10 protein-coding genes and 1 pseudogene are annotated in these 22,995 nt (G+C 54.4%); 9 read left to right on the plus strand and 2 right to left on the minus strand.

Going from position 1 to position 22,995, the window contains the following annotated elements; translation table 11 throughout:
• A partial coding sequence (locus F7231_RS21760; protein ID WP_166693526.1) for a hypothetical protein occupies window positions 1-1,275 on the minus strand: 1,275 nt, incomplete at its 3' end.
• Between the two features lie 169 nt (window positions 1,276-1,444).
• On the minus strand, window positions 1,445-1,648 hold the full coding sequence (locus tag F7231_RS21765; protein ID WP_310589376.1) for a Gfo/Idh/MocA family oxidoreductase: 204 nt from the start codon (window positions 1,646-1,648) through the stop codon (window positions 1,445-1,447).
• Window positions 1,649-3,307: 1,659 nt separating this feature from the next.
• On the opposite strand from F7231_RS21765, the pseudogene F7231_RS21770 reads away from it, so the two are divergent.
• The 9 genes and pseudogenes from F7231_RS21770 (at window position 3,308) to F7231_RS21815 (ending at window position 22,990) form a co-directional block, all read left to right on the plus strand.
• Window positions 3,308-5,263: pseudogene (locus F7231_RS21770) on the plus strand (hybrid sensor histidine kinase/response regulator).
• A gap of 658 nt (window positions 5,264-5,921) precedes the next feature.
• Window positions 5,922-6,485, plus strand: coding sequence for an RNA polymerase sigma factor (locus F7231_RS21780; protein ID WP_166693529.1), 564 nt, complete (start codon window positions 5,922-5,924; stop codon window positions 6,483-6,485).
• An 86-nt stretch (window positions 6,486-6,571) separates the two neighbouring features.
• Window positions 6,572-7,663, plus strand: coding sequence for a FecR family protein (locus tag F7231_RS21785; RefSeq protein ID WP_166693530.1), 1,092 nt, complete (start codon window positions 6,572-6,574; stop codon window positions 7,661-7,663).
• 188 nt (window positions 7,664-7,851) lie between these two features.
• The gene (locus F7231_RS21790; RefSeq protein ID WP_166693531.1) at window positions 7,852-11,148 is read left to right on the plus strand and encodes a TonB-dependent receptor; all 3,297 of its coding nucleotides are present in this window, start codon (window positions 7,852-7,854) and stop codon (window positions 11,146-11,148) included.
• Between the two features lie 12 nt (window positions 11,149-11,160).
• Window positions 11,161-12,858 (plus strand): RagB/SusD family nutrient uptake outer membrane protein, encoded by a 1,698-nt coding sequence (locus F7231_RS21795; RefSeq protein ID WP_166693532.1) that lies wholly within the window; start codon window positions 11,161-11,163, stop codon window positions 12,856-12,858.
• A 93-nt stretch (window positions 12,859-12,951) separates the two neighbouring features.
• Entirely contained in the window at window positions 12,952-16,344 is a 3,393-nt protein-coding gene (locus F7231_RS21800) for a VCBS repeat-containing protein (protein ID WP_166693533.1), read from the plus strand.
• 38 nt (window positions 16,345-16,382) lie between these two features.
• Window positions 16,383-18,251 carry a glycoside hydrolase family 35 protein gene (locus F7231_RS21805; protein WP_166693534.1) on the plus strand — a complete coding sequence of 623 codons (1,869 nt, stop codon included), beginning with the start codon at window positions 16,383-16,385 and terminating at the stop codon, window positions 18,249-18,251.
• Between the two features lie 66 nt (window positions 18,252-18,317).
• Window positions 18,318-20,384 (plus strand): alpha-L-fucosidase, encoded by a 2,067-nt coding sequence (locus F7231_RS21810; protein ID WP_166693535.1) that lies wholly within the window; start codon window positions 18,318-18,320, stop codon window positions 20,382-20,384.
• A gap of 50 nt (window positions 20,385-20,434) precedes the next feature.
• Window positions 20,435-22,990, plus strand: coding sequence for a carboxylesterase family protein (locus F7231_RS21815; protein ID WP_166693536.1), 2,556 nt, complete (start codon window positions 20,435-20,437; stop codon window positions 22,988-22,990).
• Window positions 22,991-22,995 lie beyond the last annotated feature (5 nt).

A 22,995-nucleotide genomic window follows, 5' to 3' on the forward strand; every position in this document is an offset into this window, starting at 1 on the left:
TGCCAGTGAGGCGTTGAAGTTCTGACCGATCGTGCCGTTCTGAGTAGCCGGAGCCTGTGCTACGACGGGTGCAACAGGCGTTACGGGCGTTGATGACAGGCCATTGGGCCATGATGGTTGAAACGGAGTTGCCTTCGCCAAAAACGAATCACTAACGGCATCAGCCCAGATTTGCGCGGCTCGATCCATGCCCGAAGCCCCCATGTGAACATTGTCGTAGCGGTCTGAGGGTAGTAGCTGGTTGTCATAATCAGGGCCGGGTGCACAGTTGGTATACTGGGCGGCCATTTCTTGAGCCACCCGTACCTGCGGAAACCTGTCACCACTCTGAAAGACCACCGTAGCCCGGTTGATGAGCGCCCATACGGGGAACCCAAAATCAGCCCTAGCCTGATCGAGCCAGCCTTTGTAGTACCCCGCAATCTGGTTGGCATCGGGGTTAGTCCAGTCGTTGGCTCCGTGGTCGGATAAGATCGACCGCACCCCACTTTGCGCCGAATAGACGGTCAGGGCGTTTTTCACGTTGATGTACGGCAGCCGTAGGGCAGAGTTGCAAAAGCCATGTTCAAACTGAATTCCCTGTGAGGACTTCCACATATGTTCCAGGTTGGTTCCGCCAAAAGCGGCCTGATACATAGCTACGGGTACGTTCAACCGCTTGACGAGTTTCTCCGCACATATTGACCAGAAGTACCAGTAATCACCAAAGGGTGCTGGCCGTACTGCGCCAAACTGCGACCACCCTCTGGGCATCAGTTCCGGTATCGGATTTTTGTCGTAGCTATCGCGGTCGGCAAATAAGAGAGGCCGTTCAATGGTATTAACCCGATCGTCAGTAGCAGCGGGAACGGCAATCGACGGATCACCTGATGCCACTGAGTGGCCCGTAACGATAAAGATTTCGCCTACCCCTACGCGGTCAACGTTCCATGTTGCCAGTGTGCCACTATTGCCTACGGCCCGTACACTCAGGCCGTACCAGCCGCCCTGCAAGCGGAGACGCCCAGAAAACGACGTACCGGAAACCGGCTCAACCACGGCCGTCCACCCTACGCTAGTGCCTCCGTTCAAGGCTGTTGCTGTGGCTTCAATGCGAACCGTTCCACTCGGACACTGACCCTGAATCGGGATAAAGGTGTAATTGTCTGTACCCCGCTGGTAAATCTGGCGGGATGTAGGTAGGCTGACCTGCGCGGTTCCCATCAGGGGAAGCGTCGTCAAATAGGCAACGATAACCACAAACCAGAATTTTCGAGGTACATAATACGATAGCATAAGCTATGTGTGTTAATGGCAGTCCTATATAGATCGCCGGGTGAATTGCTAGATTAAAGATGCTGAATAGTGTAGCGTTGAGTCAGTATTGAGAATAAATAAGTAAATCAAATTTTATATTTAGTTACTTTAAGGGTCAATGGCTATTATTTTTAGTGGCGTGTCGCGGCTAATTGCCACGAGTCTCTGCACTTAGTAAAGCTTTGGCTTTCTGAGCCGTTGGCGAAAAACGGCGATTGAAACTGACAACAGTCATTCGCTTGCCATACTGGTCGGCAGCCTCTTTGGCAGCTATTACGGCGGTACGTTCAGCCTCGTAGATCGCCAGTGGTTTCTCTACAAATACCTGTTCGCCCACTTGTAATGCTTCCACCACCAGCTTCGCATGGTTATCGTGGGGGAGAATTACGCTCAGGTCACGTCAGACAGAATAGCCTGATAAGCAGTGCTACTGTGGGCGATACCATACTTCTTGGCCAGCAACGTGCCGCTGAGGCACCGAATGCATAGATTTTTTTCCGCTTGACTGATTGATGGTCATGTAACCCACATTCCACGTTGCAAACAGACCTGGGTAATAGTTCGGGTCAGGATGTGTTCGACCTGATGTTTGATATGCTGGTAGAGATCTGGCAACGCCTGGTGCTTCTTTCTAGCGCTTGGATAATACTGCCTCGCACGTAGAGCGTTACGCCAGTAGTGCCCCACCGAACATTATTGCGCCGACTCTGGGCCAGCAGGGGGCCTAATGAGAGTGGCTTAATGGTCTGGCTAACGTGCACAATGCATGAGTCCATAAGTTAAGTTGTAGAGAGTTAATCGATAGGCTTTATCTATTACAAGCATGGAAGTTAAATGTAGAAAATATAATATGAAAGCTGATCCCTATTATTAGTCTGTTTTCTACACTTAGCATTGATTTCCAACAGTTCGCTGTTTTGATCAAACCCTAACGTACGCTCATTCCACAATCGGTTGCCAGAGGCTTACCGCATCGTCACTCATACCCGGAAGTTGCCATGCTTATGTCCTGAGCGAAAGTCTCAGTGTAAGTTGATAGACTTTTAATGCATTTCCCAAGGAACAGAGCTTAGTGTGCTGATTATCAGGTACGTTTTGCCGTCATTACGAGACCCGATCTGTGAATCTTACTCCTAGAAAAATTCATTAACATACTTCCACGACCCAACTTGTAATAGTACAACTTGGGTAGGTTTACCGTCTCGTGCAGAATCGACAAACTGCTATTGCGGTCACTTAGCCATCAATAAGCATATAGATGAACTCTGAGCAAGTGTAGGCTCAACTCAATCAGTGATTGACAAGGGGAGACGTTGGTCAGTGAGGCGACAAGTTAAGACAACAGCTCCCTGTCAAGTATAGCAGGATCTGTCCTAACAAGCTGTCTTAGTAAAACGGGCATTCAACCAGATAACTTTAGCCTGATCCATTGCTCTACTAGTGGCCATTCTTGCTCTGGCAATCCACCTTCCCGGCCCCCTTGCTCACTTGTATACTTTAGTATGAACTAATGGCCTGAACATAGGTATAGCAAAAGGGGATACTGTACCCCGCTACCATGGCAGACCCAAACCCCGCATTCGATCAGTTTAACCCCATCTATCGAATAGCCTTTGAAAATATCAACCAGGGCTTTTGCCTAATCGAAAAGGTGGAGACCCCCGCCGGAGCACCACCTGATTTTCGCTATCTGCTGACCAATCACGCCTTTGATCAGCAATCAGGACTCCTTCAGGTAGTAGGCAAAACCCTTCGCCAAGTCGTTCCCACTATTGAGGGGTATATCACAGCCTACTATGAGGAAGTTGCCTTGCAGGGGACAACCGTCAATTTTGACGCTTACGTCTCGACCCTGGGCCGCTGGATGGATGTCCGTGCCTTTCGGGTTGAAGCGAACCATCCCCTACGGGTTGCCGTGCTGTTTATGGACATCACCGCCAGCAAACAAGCCCAGGCGGATCGTTACCAGAGTGAAGCTCAGGCCAACTTTCTATTGCAACTCAGTGATGCGATGCGCCCACTAACCGACCCCATCGGCATACAGTTGACAGCTACTCAGTTAGCCTTGACTTATTTTAAGGCCGACAGGGCCTACTATTGTGAAGTTGAGCAGGACCAGGTCACTGTTCGCCAGCAGGCCGCCCGCCCTGATTTACCCGCTATTCCCACCTATTATTCCCTGGATCAATTGCCCAGCATGAAAGCCCAGTTGCTGAAGGGTAAGTCCGTGGTGATTGCTGACGCCACAACCACCGAGGCGATTGATCAATCTCTGAAGCAGTTGTGCAAGCGGTTGAACATTGGGGCTTACATCCAGGTACCCCTCATCAGGCATGGCCAGTTAGTGGCCAAATTTTGCCTCACCCAGGCTCGTCCCCGGGACTGGACGAGTCTGGACATTCAGTTGGCCACTGAAACTGCCGAGCGCACCTGGGATCTGGCCCAACGCGCCCGCACCGAAGTGGCCCTCCGCCAATCAGAAGCTAAATACCGCACCTTATTCCAGACCATTAGCGAGGCTATTTGCCTGATCGAGCGACTGCCCCGGCGGACCGACGGTCGGCGCGATTATCGCTACATCGCCATGAATTCGGCCATGCTGGCTCTGTTCAACATTACCGACTTAAGCGGGCAGTCCATTCGCGAGCATTTCCCCCAGGAGATCGAGGATTGGTATGATGACTACGACCGGGTTTTGGATACCGGACAGTCCATTCGCTTTGAGCGCTTATCCGAGCCTCAGGGCATGGTGCTGGAGATGTCCATCAGCCGCGTGGAAGACGGCTCGAAACACCGACTATTGGTCCTTATGCAGGACATCAGCACCCGTAAGCAAGCCGAGCAAGTGCTCAAACTGGCCGATCGCCGAAAAAATGAGTTTCTGGCCATGCTGGCCCACGAATTACGCAACCCCATGGCCACCTTACGCAATGGACTGAATATTCTCAACGAAATCCACGAAGTGGGCAGTATTCCCGACCAGACAACTGGCATGATGACTCGCCAACTGGAGCACTTAGTCCGCTTGGTGGATGACTTGTTGGATGTCAGTCGCATCAGTCAAGGTAAGATTGAGTTGAAGCGGGAACGGCTCGAGTTGGGGACCCTAGTAGCGGAAGTAGTTGATTCCATTCGTCCCATGTTCGCTACCCAGCATAAAAGCCTGCAGCTGATAGGCTCCGCTGACCCGTTGATGGTGGATGGGGATGCTACCCGTCTGAGCCAGCTGGTCAGCAATCTATTGACCAATGGCGTGCGGTATACGGGCGAGCAAGGTCAAGTTCGGGTCAGTCTGGCGGGCGAGCAGGGGCAGGCAGTTCTGCGGGTAGCCGATAACGGGATTGGTCTGACTCCAGATCAATGCCTAACCATTTTCGAGTTGTTTGTGTAAGCCGATACGTCGCTGGTTCGTTCCCAGGGCGGCCTGGGCATTGGCTTAACACTGGCCCAACGGCTGGCTCAGCTGCATGGTGGACGGATCGACGTGCACAGCGCTGGCTTGGGGCAGGGGAGCGAGTTTACAGTCTTTTTACCTCTTTTAGCCCCGCTTACGCCAGCCATTACGTCGCTAGATGCCACGGCTTCTTCTAAGCCTGTAGGGCATCGCCTGTTAGTAATTGATGATAACGCGGATGGAGCACTCACGCTGTCGATATTGCTCAAGTTAAGGGGCTTCGCGGTCACCACCGCCTTGAGTGGGGCGGAAGGGTTACAAGTGGCTCAAGTCCTTCAGCCCCGGGTGATTCTGTGTGACATTAGTATGCCGGGCATGGATGGCTATGAGGTGTGCCGTCGGCTTCGAGGCCATGACTGGGGCAAATCGATGGTATTGATTGCCCTGACCGGGTACGGTCAGGATGAGGATAGACAACGTACGAAGGAGGCTGGCTTTGACGCTCACCTGGTCAAACCCCTCGACATGGGGGTTTTAATGCAGCTATTGACTAAGCTGCTTGTTCAAGCTTGATTCGTGGGTTACGAACTGAAGTTGGCAGGTATTAAACGCTCGTTTCTGAGACAGCATAGGCGAGTGGCTGCAAATTGGATCTATCTCGGAAGAACCATCCCGTTCATTACATCCGCCTAGGTTAACATAACTGGCTTTATCGCTCAAAATGCGTCTCACAGTCTTAGCTTGACACTAATCGTGCAAAGCTAAGACTGTGAGCAGTTTCATCAATCTCAAGAAAAAGTACAAAACGGGTGCCTTTCACTGGCACCCGTTTTGCGTGAGCTGAAAACTTCACGAGCTTCCTGCGTGTCTGAAATCGGGTTTACCAACGCTACCGCCTTCGATACTATTGGCCAAGCCCTAAACGTTGCTGGCTATGAAGACGGAGGCGGATGAAATGGCCCGGCTCAAACACCAACTGGCTCAAGTAGAAAAGTTGCTTCGTTCGTGCGCGTTTCAACGTTGATGAGTGCTCATGCTAATTTTATGGCCTAACTAATAGGCCAACTACTCAACCGTTTATCGAGTTGACAGTTAATGTTCCCCTCAATCTGTAAACGGATGAGACGCTGGCACCGCGCTCTTTTCGCCCTGCTGGATTGGGTTATTCTTGGTTTTATAGCTATACTAGTTGCTTAAAAATGCCTTTCTCGTCACGTCGCAGTTCCAGTTTATGAGCTTATTCCATAAAAACCTACCAACCGATGAGGCACTATGGAAGCAACTGCTTGACGGAAACGAAGACGCACTGGATGGGCTGATGCAGCGGTACTTCCGCGAATTATTTCACTACGGCGGTAAATTCTCGAGAGACGACGATCTCATTAAAGACTGCATTCAGGATCTGTTTCTGGACATCTGGGAGCGGCGCGAGACCCTCCGGCCAGATGTATTTGTGAAACCATACCTACTGGTGGCCTTGCGTCGCCGAATTCACCGGGTCTGGCAGATGAATCAGTTGCAAACAGACCTTACGACGGTACCCGATTTTGCGGCCGACTTCACGGTTGAAGAGCACTTGATCCTGTCGGAACAAACGCGATTTATTGCCCGGCAGATGCAGCAATTGTTAGACGGCCTGCCTGCCCGTCAGAAGGAAGTAATTTACCTCAGGTATTTTCAAGAGCTGAATCGGGAGCAGATCGCCGATGTCATGCATATCACGCTTCAATCGGTGTCTAACCTGTTGCAGGAGGCCCTTCGGAAGTTGCGGGGACAGTGGAAAACGGACCTCTAACCCAATAATTGATTGCCCTGCGGCTGATTCGCCAAAAAAAATGCAGGAGCAGGCAGTATCTGCGTACTTTTTCGGGTATCGTAGGTATGACCCCACACGATGCCCCCAACTCGAACGCAATACCGGTTAACGAACTGGTATGGCAAGACGATTTCCGGGCCTGGGTATTGCACCCAACCCCCGCTCTGGACAGCCACTGGCAAGCGTGGCAACGCCAACACCCCGAACAGGCCGGGACGCTACAGCAGGCCCGCGAGATTGTGGTGGCGTTGCGCGTTAAAAACCGGCCAATCACCCAGGAAGACATTCAGGAGGTGATCGATATTACCCGTCAGCACCTCGACCGGCCCACTGTTCAGGTGGTTCCGTTGCGTACCTATCAACGTACCTGGCCGGTGGCGGCGTCTGTTGCCGGGTTAATCCTGGTGGGGCTAAGCATATGGTGGTTCTACCAGCCCACACCACCAGCGAACCAACCCGTTGCCGTGGCTACCCGGCCTGGTACGGTCAGGGCACAGCAGGCAGAACGCCTGCTCCGCCTACCTGATGGCAGTACCGTACAATTGGGCAAAAACAGCGAACTAACGTACCCAGGTCAATTTGCGGCCGATCGGCGGGAGGTGTTTCTGACTGGTACCGCCACATTTGATATACAACGCAGGCCCGAACAGCCTTTTCTGGTCTACGCCAATGGGTCGGTGACTCGGGTGCTGGGCACACGCTTTATTGTGCAGGCACAGACGCAATCGGGCCAGGTGCTGGTGAAGGTATTGTCGGGGAAAGTATCTGTGCTAGCCGAAGACGAGTGGCGGCGGGCTACTCGTCAGGCGGGTTATCAGCCCCAGACAATCATCGTCACGCCCAATCAGCAGGTGGTTTTTGAGCGCACGAGTAAGCTAATGCATAAAGCGCTGGTTGAGCAGCCGAAGCCGCTACGCGACGAACCCGTTGAATTCAACTTCGTTAAGGCCCCGGTAGCGCTGGTGCTGACTACACTGGAGAAAGCCTACGGGATACCAATCAACTTCGACAAAGAAACCTTCCGGAACTGCCAGATCACCGCGCCGCTAACGGATGAATCGCTGTTTGAGAAGCTGGATATTATCTGCGAAACTATCGGGGCGCGCTACGAAGTGGTAGAAGCCCAAATCATCATTACCGGCAAGGGTTGCTCCTAGCCGTTTTACCCAGTAAAAAGCCGGTCGGGGCTGCCACCACGACCGGCTAGTACAATCGTCCGGGATGTCTCACCATCTGGATGCTCCTATCGGAGCAGGACGCAGTTTTGCCTGTCTGTTACCTCAACCAAAACCAGTTTAAAAGTATGAAAAAAGCGATACCTCGCCGAATTAGATTGATTCAGCTTATGCGTGCAACTATGCTACCCGTTCTGCTGACGGCAATCCTGGCAGGCTCTGCGCTGGCGCACAACAGCGCCGGCCAAACCCTGCTCGACCAGCCTATTACGATTAAGGCTCAAAATCAGCCTTTGCCAACCGTTTTAGCCACCATTGAACGCGCCACCGGTTTGCGGTTTACCTACGTACCCGCTCTGGTTGAAGGGCAACAGCGCGTTTCTTTCGACGCACAGAATGAAAAACTGAATTCGGTGCTGGACCGGCTGCTACGGCCTATTCAGATCGATTACAGCCTGCGTAAGAAGTATATTATTCTGAAAAAAAGTCCGGCCATACCTGTGCAGCCGCTGAAAGTAGCACTGACAGATATTACTGAAGCACCTACAGCGGCGCTGTTGACAGGCCGGATTACATCTGATGTTGGCGAAACACTGCCGGGGGTCAGCGTGGTGCTGAAGGGAACGAGCACGGGCACGACCACAGACGTGAACGGCCGCTATTCGCTGAACGTACCCAGCGCGGGAAGCACCCTGGTGTTCTCCTACATCGGGTTCATCACGCAGGAAATTGTGGTAGGCAGCCGCACGTCCCTTGACGTGGTGTTGCAGACCGACAACAAAACCCTTAGCGAAGTGGTGGTAGTTGGTTACGGTACCCAGCAGAAAAAAGATGTGACCAGTGCTATTGCGCAGGTAGATGGGCAGGAGATCCGCAAAAGTGCGGCGGTGTCTATTTCCAACTCGCTGGCAGGGCGCGTGCCGGGCCTGATCGTTAACCAGCGCAATGCCGAACCCGGCCGCGACGATGCTGCCATTTTTATTCGGGGCATTGGTACCACGGGCAACTCGGCCGCGCTAATCGTGGTGGACGGCGTAGCCAACCGCGACGGCATTTCCCGGATAGACCCCAACGATATTGAAACGGTTACGGTACTGAAAGATGCATCGGCGGCGATTTATGGAGCGCAGGCAGCCAACGGCGTAGTGCTGATCACAACCCGCCGGGGTAAGGCGGGCAAACCCGTGTTGAATTATTCGTTCAACCAGGGCTTTGTCAGCCCAACCCGTGTAATTAAAATGGCCGATGCGGCAACGTACGCCCGCAGTATCAACGACCTGAACCTCCAGGCGGGGCAGCCTGTCACGTTCAATGATACGCAGATTAGTCAATACGCGAGTGGCCAGCTGCCCAGTACCAACTGGGTGAACGAATCCTTCAAAGACTATTCGATCCAGAACCGGCACAGCCTGACCCTGAGCGGCGGAACCGACGCCGTACGGTACTTTCTGTCGGGCGGAACGGCTTACCAGAATGGGCTGCTGCGGGGCGACAACACGACCGGCTACCGGCAGTATAACATTCGCACAAACGTAGACGCTAAAATCTCGGAGAAGTTGAACATCGGCTTCGACCTGGCGGCCCGCCGCGAGAATCGCAACTTTCTGCAACTGGACCAAAATACCGTCTTTCAGGCGGCAGTACTGGGCGATCCCACGCAACCGGCAACGGTGAACGGACTGCCTGCACGGGGTCGGTTCAACAACAACCCGCTGGCCATTGCGCAGGGGACCGGCTACGACAAACTGGAGCGAAACGTGGTGAATGGCACGCTCAAGTATACATACAAACTGCCGGTGCCGGGCTTGTTCATCGATGGCTTCGCGGCGCTCGACTTCTTCCAAGATTTCCAGAAAATCTGGGCGCAGCCGCACACGTTCTATGAAGCCAATGCTTCTGGTACGGTAGTGCCGATCAGAGCCAGCATTACTCCTTCGTTACAGCAGACGTTTATTCGTACCCAGTCGCTTACCCTGAATTCGAAAATCAATTACGAACGTACCTTCGGCCAGCACAACGTGTCTGCGTTTGTGGCTTACGAACAGAACCAGACCCGCGCTGATAACTTTTTGGCGCGTCGCAACGGGTTCGAGTCGCCGCAGATTGACCAGCTGTTTGCGGGTAGCCAGACCAATCAGGTCACCAACGGTAGTGCTAGCCAGGGGGCCCGGCAGAACTATTTTGGCCGTGTCAGCTACGGTTATCAGGACAAGTACCTTGCGCAACTGTATTTCCGCTATGATGGCTCGCAGATTTTCCCCGAAGGAAAGCGGTTCGGCTTTTTTCCCGGCGCTTCGTTAGGCTGGCGCATTTCGGAAGAAAGCTTCCTGAAAAACAACCCGGTGGTGAGCAACCTGAAACTGCGGGCCTCGTGGGGTCAGTTGGGCAACGACCGGGTGGCGCAGTACCAGTTCCTGAACATCTTCACCTTTGGGAATGGGTACGTTGTCAACGGGCAGGATGTGCTTGCTCTGAATCCCGGTGTGGCGGCCAACCCAAACATTACCTGGGAAAAGCAGACCAACCTAGACATTGGTATTGAAGCCGGTTTTTTTAAAAACCGCCTGACATTCGAGGGTGACGTTTTCTACAACAAACGGACCGACATTCTGGCCGCCCGCAACGTGACGGTGCCCCAGTATACGGGTCTGACGCTGCCGTCTGAAAATATCGGCAAGGTAGATAACCGAGGCTTCGATGCACAACTCACCTACCGGACCTCATGGAAAGGAGCCCGGTTCAACATCAGCGGTAACGTAACCTACGCCCGCAACAAAGTGGTGTTCATCGACGAAGGCAATGTGTTCCGGGAGTCGTACCAGAAACTGGAAGGGCAACCGGTGGGGTCACTGCTGGTCTACGACGTGCTGGGCATTTACCAGACGTCAGACCAACTGACCACGATTCCGGGTCTGGCCGGTAGCCGCGTTGGCGACCTGATCTACCGTGACGTCAATGGCGACGGGGTGGTGAACAGCGACGACCGTATCCGGCTCGACCGCAACGCCACGCCGCAGTTACAGTACGGCTTGAATCTGGGTGCCGAGTTCAAAGGGTTCGACCTGACGGCCTTGTTCCAGGGCCAGGCGCAGGCGGTTCAGGAGATCACGTACAACTTTTCGCTGGGCAGCAATGGTCCCGATTATTTCCTGGCCAACGCCTGGACGCCCACCAACACCGGAGCATCGCTTCCCCGTATTGGCCGTAGCAAACAGACCAATAATCTCTGGGTACGTGACGTATCGTTTGTGCGGCTGAAAAACGTAGAACTGGGATATACACTGCCCCGGCCTCTGCTGAGCAGGCTGGGCGTACAGACGCTCCGGTTCTACGTGAACGGCTACAACCTACTAACCTTCGACAGCCTGAAGAAAGATGGCCTGCCTGATCCTGAAAACGTCAATATTCAGGGCTGGCAGTACCCACACACCAAGAGTATCAACTTCGGCGTAAACCTAACGTTTTAATTCGTCTTTCACATGAAACGTAACTATTTGATATACATAGGCTTGATTGCCGCTGCTTCGGTAGGCATCTCCGCCTGTTCACAAGCCATTCTTGACCTGAAACCGCTGGATTCATACAGCGAAGTCGACGTTTTTTCAGACCAGGCTCTATTGACTGATTTTGTCAACGGAACCTACCGGGGCATGCGCCAGCCCTTCGACGATGAGAATTCATTGCTCGATGGCCTGACCGATAATGCCTACAACCAGCACGGCAGCGCGGCGAGCGTCAATGCCTATAACCGGGGTGAAATTCTTCGCGACAATGGTGAAGGCGTCACGCGTAACCTGTGGGCCAACGCTTATAGCAACATCCGGCGGGTGAACCTATTCCTGGAAAAAACAACTGGTTCAACCGCCATTCCGGCTACGGCACTGACGCAGCTAACGGGCGAAATGCAGTTTTTGCGGGCTTACCTCTATGCCGACCTGATGCGCTGGTACGGGGGTGTTCCCCTGATTACTAATACGTTTGTCTTGGGCGAGGGCAACACCGATGTAGCCCGCAACACGGCCGATGAGATTGCCGCCTTTGTGGTAAAGGAGTGCGACGAGGCGATGGCGAAACTGGGCTCAGCGCCAGCCGTAGCCCGGGGCCGCGCCACCAAAGAAGCGGCAATGGCCCTGAAAGCCCGCACCCTGCTATACGCTGCCAGCCCCCTGTTCAACACGGGTAACGACCAGAGCCGTTGGACCACCGCCCGCGATGCCAACAAGGCGGTGATGGACCTGACCACGTTCCCGCTGATCACGTCGGCGGCGCAGTACAGCCAGATTTTTAACGGACGCAGCACGGCGGAAATCATCTTCGCCCGCAATTTCACACCCAACAATGCGCATGGAAATGGTTCGTGGGGCGTTAACCTCTGGCTTTATTCAAACGGGTTAGGTGGCTGGAGCAATACCACGCCCACACAGAACCTGGTAGATAGCTACGAGATGACCAATGGTAAACCCATTACTGACCCAACGTCGGGCTACAATAACCAGACGCCCTACGTGAATCGCGATCCACGCCTAGCCAGTTCAGTGCTGTATGAAGGAGCGACCATCGTTGACCCCACGCGGGGCACCACCCGCGCCATGCAGTACTTCCGCGATAAAGCAGAGCCCAACAACACGGCCAAGGCGGGTCTTGATTCACGCAATGGCCCTTCGGCGGCCAACGCCTCACGGACGGGGTACAACTGGCGCAAGTTTCTGGACGAAGGCAAGCGCGCCGATGCCAGCGGCGATCAGGAAAACACCAGCCCCTGGATTTACTTCCGCCGGACTGAGTTTTACCTGAACTACGCCGAAGCACAGCTCGCCCTGGGTAACGAAGCCGAAGCACGAACGGCCATCAACGCAGTACGGGCGCGGGTGGGCATGCCTGCTATCACCGAAACGGGCGCGGCCCTGGTGCAGCGTTACCGCAATGAACGTCGGGTAGAACTGGTGCTGGAAGATCACCGGTTCTTCGATATTCGCCGGTGGAAAATCGGGCCGGAAGCATTCAACAAACCGGCGACAGGCGTTGATGTATACCGCAATGGCACCACCACGGAATATATATACAACTACACGGCCGACAATTCACGCAAATGGGATGACAAGATGTATTTCTTGCCCATTCCGTATACCGAGATTCAGCGCAGCAACGGTAAGCTGACCCAGAATCCAGGTTATTAGACTAAGATTGTTCAACGCCCCAGCTCAGCTTACCGGTCAGGCTGGGGCGTTTTTATGTGCAACTAATTACAAATACCTCAACAGTAGCCCATTATGCATCAATGGAGTACCCGTTTGCTGGTCGCAGGAAGTTTGCTGTTGTTCCAGCGGTGTTCAGCGCCAACACAGTTCAGCGAAATGGACGCTGACAAAACGGGTTTGCACTTCACTAACCAGATCACCGAAACCGAGCAGAACAACATCATGACCTACGAATACCTCTACAACGGGGGAGGCGTAGCGACGGGTGATGTGAACAACGACGGTAAACCCGACGTGTACCTGTCGGGCAATACCGTGCCTAACAAACTGTTTCTGAACCAGTCTGAGCCAGGTACATGGTCGTTTACCGATGTCACCGCTGCATCAGGTACGTCCGGACGATCGGGCTGGAAAACCGGCGTGACCATGGCCGATGTCAACGGAGATGGCTGGCTCGATATATACGTATGCTACTCGGGTAATGCCGACGGCGAACGGCTCGATAAACCGGTGATCCGGGATCATCCCCAACGCGCCAACCAACTTTTCATCAACAACGGCGGCTCTCCCGGAGGAACGCCCACCTTTACCGAACGAGCCAGGGAATACGGACTGGACGCCATCGGCACGTTTTCGACACAATCGTATTTTCTGGATTACGACCGCGACGGTGATCTGGACATGTTTTTGCTCAACCACGCCAACATGTTCTATTCGTCGCTGTTCAACGTAAAAAAACTGCGCAACCTGCGCCATCCTTACTTCGGCAACAAGCTGTTTCGCAACGATAATAACCGGTTCGTGGAAGTCAGTGAGGGGTCGGGTATTCACGGGAGCGGGATCAATTTTGGCCTGAGCGCGGCTATCAGCGACCTGAACGCCGATGGCTGGCCCGACATTTACGTCACCAACGATTACGATGAGCAGGATTTCTGCTACGTTAACAACCAGGACGGTACGTTTCGGGAAGTGTCGCACACGGTTTTTGGCCACCTCTCGAAATACGGGATGGGGTCTGATGTAGCCGATATAAACAATGATGGGCTGCCCGATCTGATGGTGGTAGATATGCTTCCGGAGGATAACCACCGGCAGAAATTGCTGAAAGGCCCCGATGAATACGATAAATACGCGCTGGCCGTGGATAGCGGGTATCACCACCAGTATATGCGGAATACGTTGCAGATCAACCAGGGATTTGCGCCCGACAGCCTGCCTCGTTTCAGTGAAATTGGCCAGTTAGCGGGCATTTCCAACACCGATTGGAGTTGGTCGCCCCTGTTCGCTGATTTCGACAACGACGGCCTGAAAGACTTGTTGATTACCAACGGCTACCTGAAAGATTACACCAATCAGGACTTCATCAAGTACACGGTTGGCGACGCCATGAATGCCGCCCGCGCCATAGGTCAAACCGCCGATCCGCTTCCGCTGATTGCCCAGATGTCGAGCACTAAACTCAGCAAATACGCTTTCAGGAACACAGACGGCACCCACTTCACCAATGTCACGGAGGCCTGGGGGCTGAGCCGTAAAGCCGTGTCGAACGCCTCTGCCTACGCCGATTTTGATAATGACGGCGACCTGGATCTGATCGTCAATAACCTCAATGAGGAAGTAACCCTGCTGCAAAATCACCAGAATGAGATTCAGCAGAATAAATACCTGAAACTTAAACTCGTTGGCGCTGGCAAAAACACGCTGGGGATTGGTGCCAACATTCAACTGGTGCTCGACTCCACGACGATCTACCAGGAAGCTAATTTTAGCCGGGGGTACCAATCCTCGGTCGAACCGATCCTGACCATCGGCCTTGGTAAAGCGCCGGTTGTTCGGGAGGTGCGGGTACGTTGGGCAAACGACCAGGTATCAGTGCTGCGTAACGTGAAGCCCAATCAGCTACTGGTAGTAGAGCAGGCCAAAGCGGGTTCCGCCCAGCCAGCCGCCCGCACCGTACCGCAACCGCTGATGCAGGACGTAAGCGGGGAAGCGGGCATTGATTTCCGGCACGTAGAGAACAATTTCGTCGACTTCAAAACCCAGCAACTACTCCCATATCAACTGTCGAGGTTGGGGGGCAAACTGGCCGTGGCTGACGTAAACCGGGATGGCAACGACGACGTCTTTTTTGGCGGGGCCGCTGGTCAATCGGGGCAACTGTACCTAGGGCAGGATAACGGCACGTTCGTTAAAACGGTTGAGCAGGGGTGGGAAGCTGACGGCCAGGCCGAAGACGCAGGGGCTCTTTTTTTTGACGCCGACCGTGATGGCGACGCTGATCTGTACGTCGTCAGCGGAGGCAACGAGTTTGTGGCTGGCGACCCGTATTATCAGGATCGGTTGTACCTGAACGACGGCCGGGGAAAATTCAGCAAAGCATCGGAAGGGACGATCCCCTACGAGACAACGAGCGGTAGCTGCGTGAAAGCCGCTGATTTTGACCACGACGGCGATCTGGACCTGTTTGTGGGTGGTCGACTGGCCGCGCAGGCGTACCCACGTGTACCCAAAAGCTTTATCCTGCGCAATGATTCCGATGCCAAAACGGTCCGATTTACCGACGTAACCGCCACTGTCAGCGAGGCGATCAGCGGTGTTGGCATGGTTACCGACGCTTCCTGGACCGACCTTGACCGCGACGGCTGGCCTGAACTGCTGGTCGTTGGCGAGTGGATGCCCGTTCGGGTGTTTCATAACGACCGGGGGAAGCTGCAGGAGCAGACCGATCAATTGGGGCTGGCCGATAGCCAGGGCTGGTGGTGCCGCATTACACCGGCCGACGTAGATGGCGACGGTGATATGGATTTTCTGCTGGGGAACGCGGGCAAAAACATGCAATTCCAGGCGTCGGTCGACGAACCCGTTATGTGCCACGCGGCCGATATTGATCAGGACGGGAAAGTAGATGCTGTCATGAGTTATTATGTGCAGGGCAAAGCGTATCCCCTGCCAACCCGCGACGAGATGCTGGGACAGGTGAATAGTCTTCGTCGGCAATTCATCAAGTATGCCGATTATGCCGACGCGACCGTGAAAGATATCATGGGTGCGCAGTTTGCCCGAGCGCAGGAGTTGCGGGCCAACACACTCGAATCGGCCTGGCTCGAAAACACAGGTACGTCCTCCTTTCAGCTCAAACCCCTGCCCGACGCGGCGCAGGTGTCGATGGTCAACGGCTTCCTGTACGATGATTTTGACGGCGACGGGCAGCGGGAAGTGCTGGCAGCGGGCAACTTTTATCCCTACAAAGTGCTGTTGGGCCGAAGCGATGCCGCGAAGGGTGTACTGCTCAAATTTGGGCAGGGGGCCGTCAAACCGTATAAACGAACCACGCCGCTGTGGCTGACTGGCGACATTCGGGATATAGCGCTCCTGCACTTCAGGCAGGCACCTAACCGTCTGATTGTGTCGCGCAACAATGACAAGCCGGGCGTTTTTTCACTTAACGCCACGTCTACTCAATAGTAAGTGTATCTGATTATCAACGACTCACGTCTCTTTTCATGCCTATCCGTTTTTTAGTAGCCTTCTGCATCAGCTTGTTTCTGCTGGTTACGAGCGAGGCTGTTGCCCAGAAACCGCACTCTTTCACCATCGCCGACGGGCAGTTCCTCTATGATGGGCAACCCGTCCAGATTCATTCCGGCGAAATGCACTATGCCCGTGTTCCGCAACCTTACTGGCGGCATCGGCTCAAAATGCTTAAGGCGATGGGACTCAACACGGTGGCTACCTACGTGTTCTGGAATTACCACAACCCGGCACCCGGCGTCTGGAACTTCAAAACCGACAACCACAACCTGGCCGAGTTTGTCAAAACGGCGCAGCAGGAAGGCTTATTCGTCATTTTGCGGCCGGGTCCTTACGCCTGCGCCGAGTGGGAATTTGGCGGCTATCCGTGGTGGTTGCAGCAGAATAAAGACCTGGTTATCCGCACCAATAACCAGCCGTTTCTCGATTCGTGCCGCGTGTATATCAACAAGCTGGCCGAGCAGGTAAAACCGCTTCAGGTAGGTCGGGGCGGACCGGTTATTCTGGTGCAGGCCGAAAATGAATTTGGCTCGTACGTATCACAGCGTAAAGACATTCCCCTCGATGAGCACCGCCGCTACAACCTGGCTATCCAGCAGATGCTAACCGATGCGGGTCTAACGGGGCCATTTTTCACGTCTGACGGTACCGGTCTGTTTAAGGGCGGGTCGCTGCCGGGCGTGTTGCCAACGGCCAATGGCGAAGGGAACATGGCCAATCTGACAAAGGCCGTCAACGCCTATCACGATGGGAAGGGGCCGTATATGGTGGCTGAATTCTACCCCGGCTGGCTCGATCACTGGGCTGAGCCGTTTACGAAGATAAGCGCTGAGTCGATTGCCAAACAGACGGAGACGTACCTGAAAAATGGCGTTCACTTCAACCTGTATATGGCCCACGGCGGCACCAACTTCGGCTTCACGGCTGGAGCCAACTACAACGACGAACACGACATTCAGCCCGACATTACCAGTTACGACTACGACGCCCCCCTGAGCGAAGCAGGCTGGGTAACCCCCAAGTACACGGCCATTCGGGACCTGCTGAAAAAATACGCCACGTATCCCATTCCCGACGTACCTGCCAGATTGCCCGTCATTACGTTACCGCCCATCACCCTCACCAAAACGGTCGATCTGGCTGAGCTGAAGAAAACGCTGAAGCCTGTGAGCAACGATACGCCGCTATCGTTTGAAGACCTACAACAGGGAAGCGGCTACGTGCTATACAGCAAGCGGTTTACACAGCCCACGCAGGGAACCATGAAGGTGACGGGCCTGCGTGATTTTGCAACAGTGTATGTAAACGGCAAAAAAGTAGGTGAGCTCAATCGGATCGAGAAACAGTATGAACTTACCGTCGATATTCCGTTTAATGGCACTCTCGAACTGCTGGTCGAGAACATGGGGCGGATCAACTACGGAGCCAAAATAAACCAGAATACCAAAGGCATTATTTCGCCCATCCTGATTGATGATCAGGAAATAACCGGCGACTGGCTCATGTACCGCTTGCCCCTTACCAACGTACCTGACTTGAGCAAATACGCCGGTCAGCCCGCCAAAGTCAACCGCCCAACGTTTTATGCCGCAACGTTCAATGTAAAGCAGGCGGGCGATACGTTTCTGGATATGCAGGGTTGGGGCAAAGGCATCGTGTATGTGAATGGTCACCACCTGGGTCGTTTCTGGAACGTGGGGCCACAGCAAACGCTTTATGTGCCCGGTTGCTGGCTCAAATCGGGAGCCAACACTATTTTAGTGTTCGATCAGCAGAATAAATCCGTACAGAAAAGCCTTAAGACCGTTGCTACGCCGGTGCTTGATCAGCAAACGGACTAACGCACTACCCATTCCCGGTTCGCTTCGGGAACACATAAATCTCATCAGTCACTTATCAGCCTTGTTATGCGCTTTACTGGATTCCTTGCCGTTTTTATAAGTGTTTGCCAATTGGCCATTGCCCAGTCGCCGGCACCCTATGGGGCTGTACCATCGGCCCGGCAGTTGGCCTGGCATAAACTGAGGTACTACGCTTTCGTACACTTCAACATGAACACCTTCACCAACGAAGAGTGGGGGCATGGCACCGAAACGGCCAATCAGTTCAACCCCACGCAGCTTGACTGTCGGCAGTGGGCGAGAACAGCCAAGGCGGCGGGGATGGAAGGCATTGTCATCACGGCCAAACACCACGATGGTTTCTGCCTATGGCCGTCGAAGTTCACGGAGCACTCGGTGAAAAACAGCAAATGGCGCGGTGGAAAAGGCGATGTGCTGAAAGACCTGTCAGCCGCGTGCAAGGAATATGGGCTGAAATTTGGCGTATACCTCTCGCCCTGGGATCGGAATCACCCTGCCTACGGCACGCCGGAATACAACGACATTTTCAAAAATACCCTCAAAGAAGTGCTGACTCAATACGGCGACGTATATGAAGTCTGGTTCGACGGGGCAAACGGCGAAGGACCCAATGGCAAGAAGCAGGTATACGACTGGCCGGGCTTCATCGCGACAGTACGCCAATATCAACCGAACGCCGTTATTTTCAGCGATGCCGGGCCTGATATTCGCTGGGTAGGTAACGAAGATGGATATGGCGGCGAAACCAACTGGTGCACTATCGACCGGGCCAAAGTGTACCCCGGTTACCCGAAGTACTGGGAATTGACCAGTGGCGAAGAAGGTGCGAAAGACTGGGTGCCCACCGAAGTCAACTGCTCCATCCGGCCGGGCTGGTATTACCACGCTAATGAAGATGATAAGGTTAAATCGCTGGAACACCTGGTCGATATTTATTACAGCTCGATTGGCCGCAATGGTAACTGGCTGCTGAACCTGCCCGTTGACCGGCGCGGACTGGTGCACGAAAACGACGCCAAACGTCTGATGGAGCTGAAAGCCTACACCGATAAAGCGTCGGTCAATCTGGCCGGGGCTGCCAGGGCTACTGCCAATAGCGTGTATGGTAAAGCCGCAACGTTTGCCGCCAGTAACGTACTCGATAAAAGCCGGGCGACTTACTGGGCTGCGGCTGACGGAGCCAAACAGGCTACGCTGGATATTGACCTTGGCAAACAGACGACCCTAAACCGGCTGCTCATCGAAGAATATATCACGCTTGGTCAGCGGGTGAAAAAGTTCTCGGTACTGGCCTGGAAAGACGGTAGTTATCAGCCTATTGTGCAGGGGACGACCATCGGCAACCGGCGTATTCTGCGGTTCCCGACCGTTACAACCAATAAACTCCAGGTACGTATCGACGATGCCAATGCCAGTCCGATTATCAGTCATCTGGAAGTGTACAACGCGCCGGAGTTAATTGTAACGCCGGTAATCAGTCGGAGTAAAGACGGGCTGGTCACCATTGTTTGCCCCCGCACCACCGACCCCGTCATTACGTTCACCACCAACGGTACCGAGCCCACGGCCCAGAGTCCCCGCTTTACGCAGCCGTTTGCGCTGGCAGCAGGAGGCACCGTGAAAGCCCGCGCCTTCGTCGACAATATGAAGCGGGCCAGCAGTCCCGTCAGCCAGGAATTTGACGTCAGTTCGGCCAAATGGACCGTTGTGTCGTCGGGAACGGCGGCGAACGGACGGGGTGCTGATCGGCTGATCGACGGCAATCCAGGTACGTTCTGGCAACAACGCAGGAACGGTGAAACGCCCACGTCAGTAGTGCTCGATCTGGGAGAGACGTTAGCTCTGCGTGGGTTCACGTACCTACCCCGGCAGGATGGCAAAAAAGACGGCATCGTGTATCGCTACGCGGTGTCGGTGAGCCAGGACGGGCAAACATGGTCGGCACCGGTGAGTCAGGGTGCTTTCAGTAACATCAACAACAACCCGGTTAGTCAATCAATCCGGTTCGACAAACCGCAATCGGGACGGTACCTGAAATTCGACGCGATCGAGACCACCGGCACGGGCGATACTATGGTCTCCATCGCCGAACTGGGCGTGCTGACGCGATAGTCAACGCAGACAACTACAACTAACCAACGTACCCACTCACCGTCGCCGTTATGGTAAAACACGTTTCCTGCCTAACCCTCTCCCTACTGTCTGTTGGCTTATTACGGGCGCAGCCAACACCGGAGCCTAACCGCTCAGCAACTTCTTATGTGTTTACGAAGGGACTCATCGCGCTGACGGGTAGCCGTTATGGGCGGGAAGCCATTTACACCGACCCGCTGGCCTATCAACTGTATGCGGGTACACTCAGCCAACCTGCCGAAGGAGCCGTTTTCGGTAACGACGAGCGGGGGCGGCCCATCACCTGGTTGCCGGTAACGGCCGATAGCCTGAACCGCCTTCGGTTTCGGGGGAATGCCCGTGGCAACGGCGGCGCTCCGGCCGGGCCGGGCGTAGTGGCCGGCAGCCTGAGAGGGGGTATCGGTGGCGGCGGCGGGTATACGTACCTGACATACCCGGCCACCCGCGAGCAGGTGGCGCTGCTGAACATCAAAGGAAATAGTAACGTCTATGTCAATGGTGAACTGCACATGGGCGATGCCTACAGCATGGGGTATCTACACATTCCGGTGAAACTGCGAAAAGGGCTGAATGAGTTTTACGTACGGGGCGTTTCTGTCACGGCCAGCCTCACGTTTCCCGACAAACCAGCGCTGCTTCGTACCGACGATCCTACCTTGCCCAGCATTCGGTTAGGGGAGGCGAACACATCGCTTCAGGGTGCTGTCGTTGTGATCAATACGTCGTCTGCCCCGTTGACTGGCCTGCAGTTGACCAGCAAACTGGCGGGCAAAACGCTCACTTCACCGCTACCCACCATTCCCGCATTATCGAGCCGGAAAGTGGCTTTCGTGTTTGATGGTAGTGGTGTCAGTGAAAAAGGACCGCAAACCTGTGCGCTCACGCTCGTTCAGAAAGGAAAACAACTCGATGTAGGTACGTTGTCGGTGGATGCCGTTCCGGTCGGGGCATCTTATAGCCAGACATTTGTAAGTCGCATCGACGGCAGTGTACAATACTACGCCGTCACCCCTCAGTCGGCTGCTACAACGGCACCATCGGCGCTGTTTTTGTCGGTGCACGGAGCGGGCGTTGAAGCGAGCGGGCAGGCGCGGGCATACAAGCCAAAAGACTGGGGCAACCTGGTTGCGGCAACCAACCGGCGACCACGCGGATTCAACTGGGAAGACTGGGGTCGACTCGATGCGCTGGAGGTGCTGGAGATTGCCAAAAGCCAGTTCAAGCCCGATCCGCAACATATTTACCTGACCGGCCATTCGATGGGTGGGCACGGCACCTGGTTCCTGGGTGCCACGTACCCCGATAAGTGGGCTGCCATTGCGCCCTGCGCGGGGTACCCGACCCTGAAAGAATACGGTTCTGCCGATGGCGTCATTCCCGACTCGAGCAGCAATCCATTAGAGCAGATGCTCCTGCGGTCTGGCAACCAGAGCGATGTATTGAAACTGATACCCAACTACAAGCCGCTGGGGATCTACGTGTTGCATGGCGATGATGACCGCACCGTACCCGTTACCTACGCCCGTCAGATGCGTAGGCTGCTGGGCGATTCGCAACCCGACATGAGCTACTACGAATACCCCGGCGGTAGCCATTGGTTTGGCGATCAGAGCGTTGACTGGAAGCCGCTGTTCGACTTCTTCAAATGGCATCAGATTGCTGTTGATTCGACCGTGAACGTCATTGATTTCACCACCGCGAATCCGGGTATTTCGTCGACTTACCGATGGGCATCTATTGAGCAACAGATTCAGCCCCTGCTGTATAGCCGGATACAACTCAACCGTCGGGGCAAGACCATTTCGGGAACAACAACCAATGTATCGCTTCTGAAACTGGCGTTGACGGCATTTACCCCCAACACAGCGGTGACCATCTCGCTCGATGGGAATCCGGCCATGAGCTACACGACTGCCAATGCCAAAGACACGCTCTTTCTACGTCGTGAAAACGGGCAGTGGACGCAGGCTCAACGCCCCGATGCAGGTCAGAAAGGACCGCACCGGTATGGCACGTTTAAAGATGCGTTCAACAACCGGATGGTGTTTGTGTATGGCACGAAGGGGACGAAAGACGAAAACGACTGGAACCTACAAAAAGCCCGCTACGATGCTGAAACCTGGTATTACCGGGGCAATGGAGCCATCGACATCGTTGCCGATACTGATTTTTCGCTCGCCAACTATGCCGATCGGGGCGTTGTTCTCTTCGGAAACGCAACCAACAACGCGGCCTGGACCTCGCTGCTGGCCGACTGCCCCATTCAACTGGCGCGTAACCGTGTGCAGGTGGGTACTCAGCAATGGCAGGGCGATGAGCTGGCAGCCTACTTCGTCTGGCCCATCAAAGGCTCAGCTACGGCGTCGGTGGCGGTGATTGGGGGTACGGGACTGAAAGGAATGCGGGCGGCATCGGCAAACCAGTACTTCGCCGGGGCCAGTGGTTTCCCCGATTTCATGATTTTCGGCCTGGATATGGTGCGCGATGGGAGCCGGGGCGTTCGGATGGCGGGATTCTTCAACAATACCTGGAAACTGACACCGAACCTGACCGTTGTGAATGGTCAGAAAACCGGCACTAACTAATGGCT

This window comes from Fibrivirga algicola (genome assembly GCF_011742925.1).
GTDB lineage: Bacteria > Bacteroidota > Bacteroidia > Cytophagales > Spirosomataceae > Fibrella > Fibrella algicola.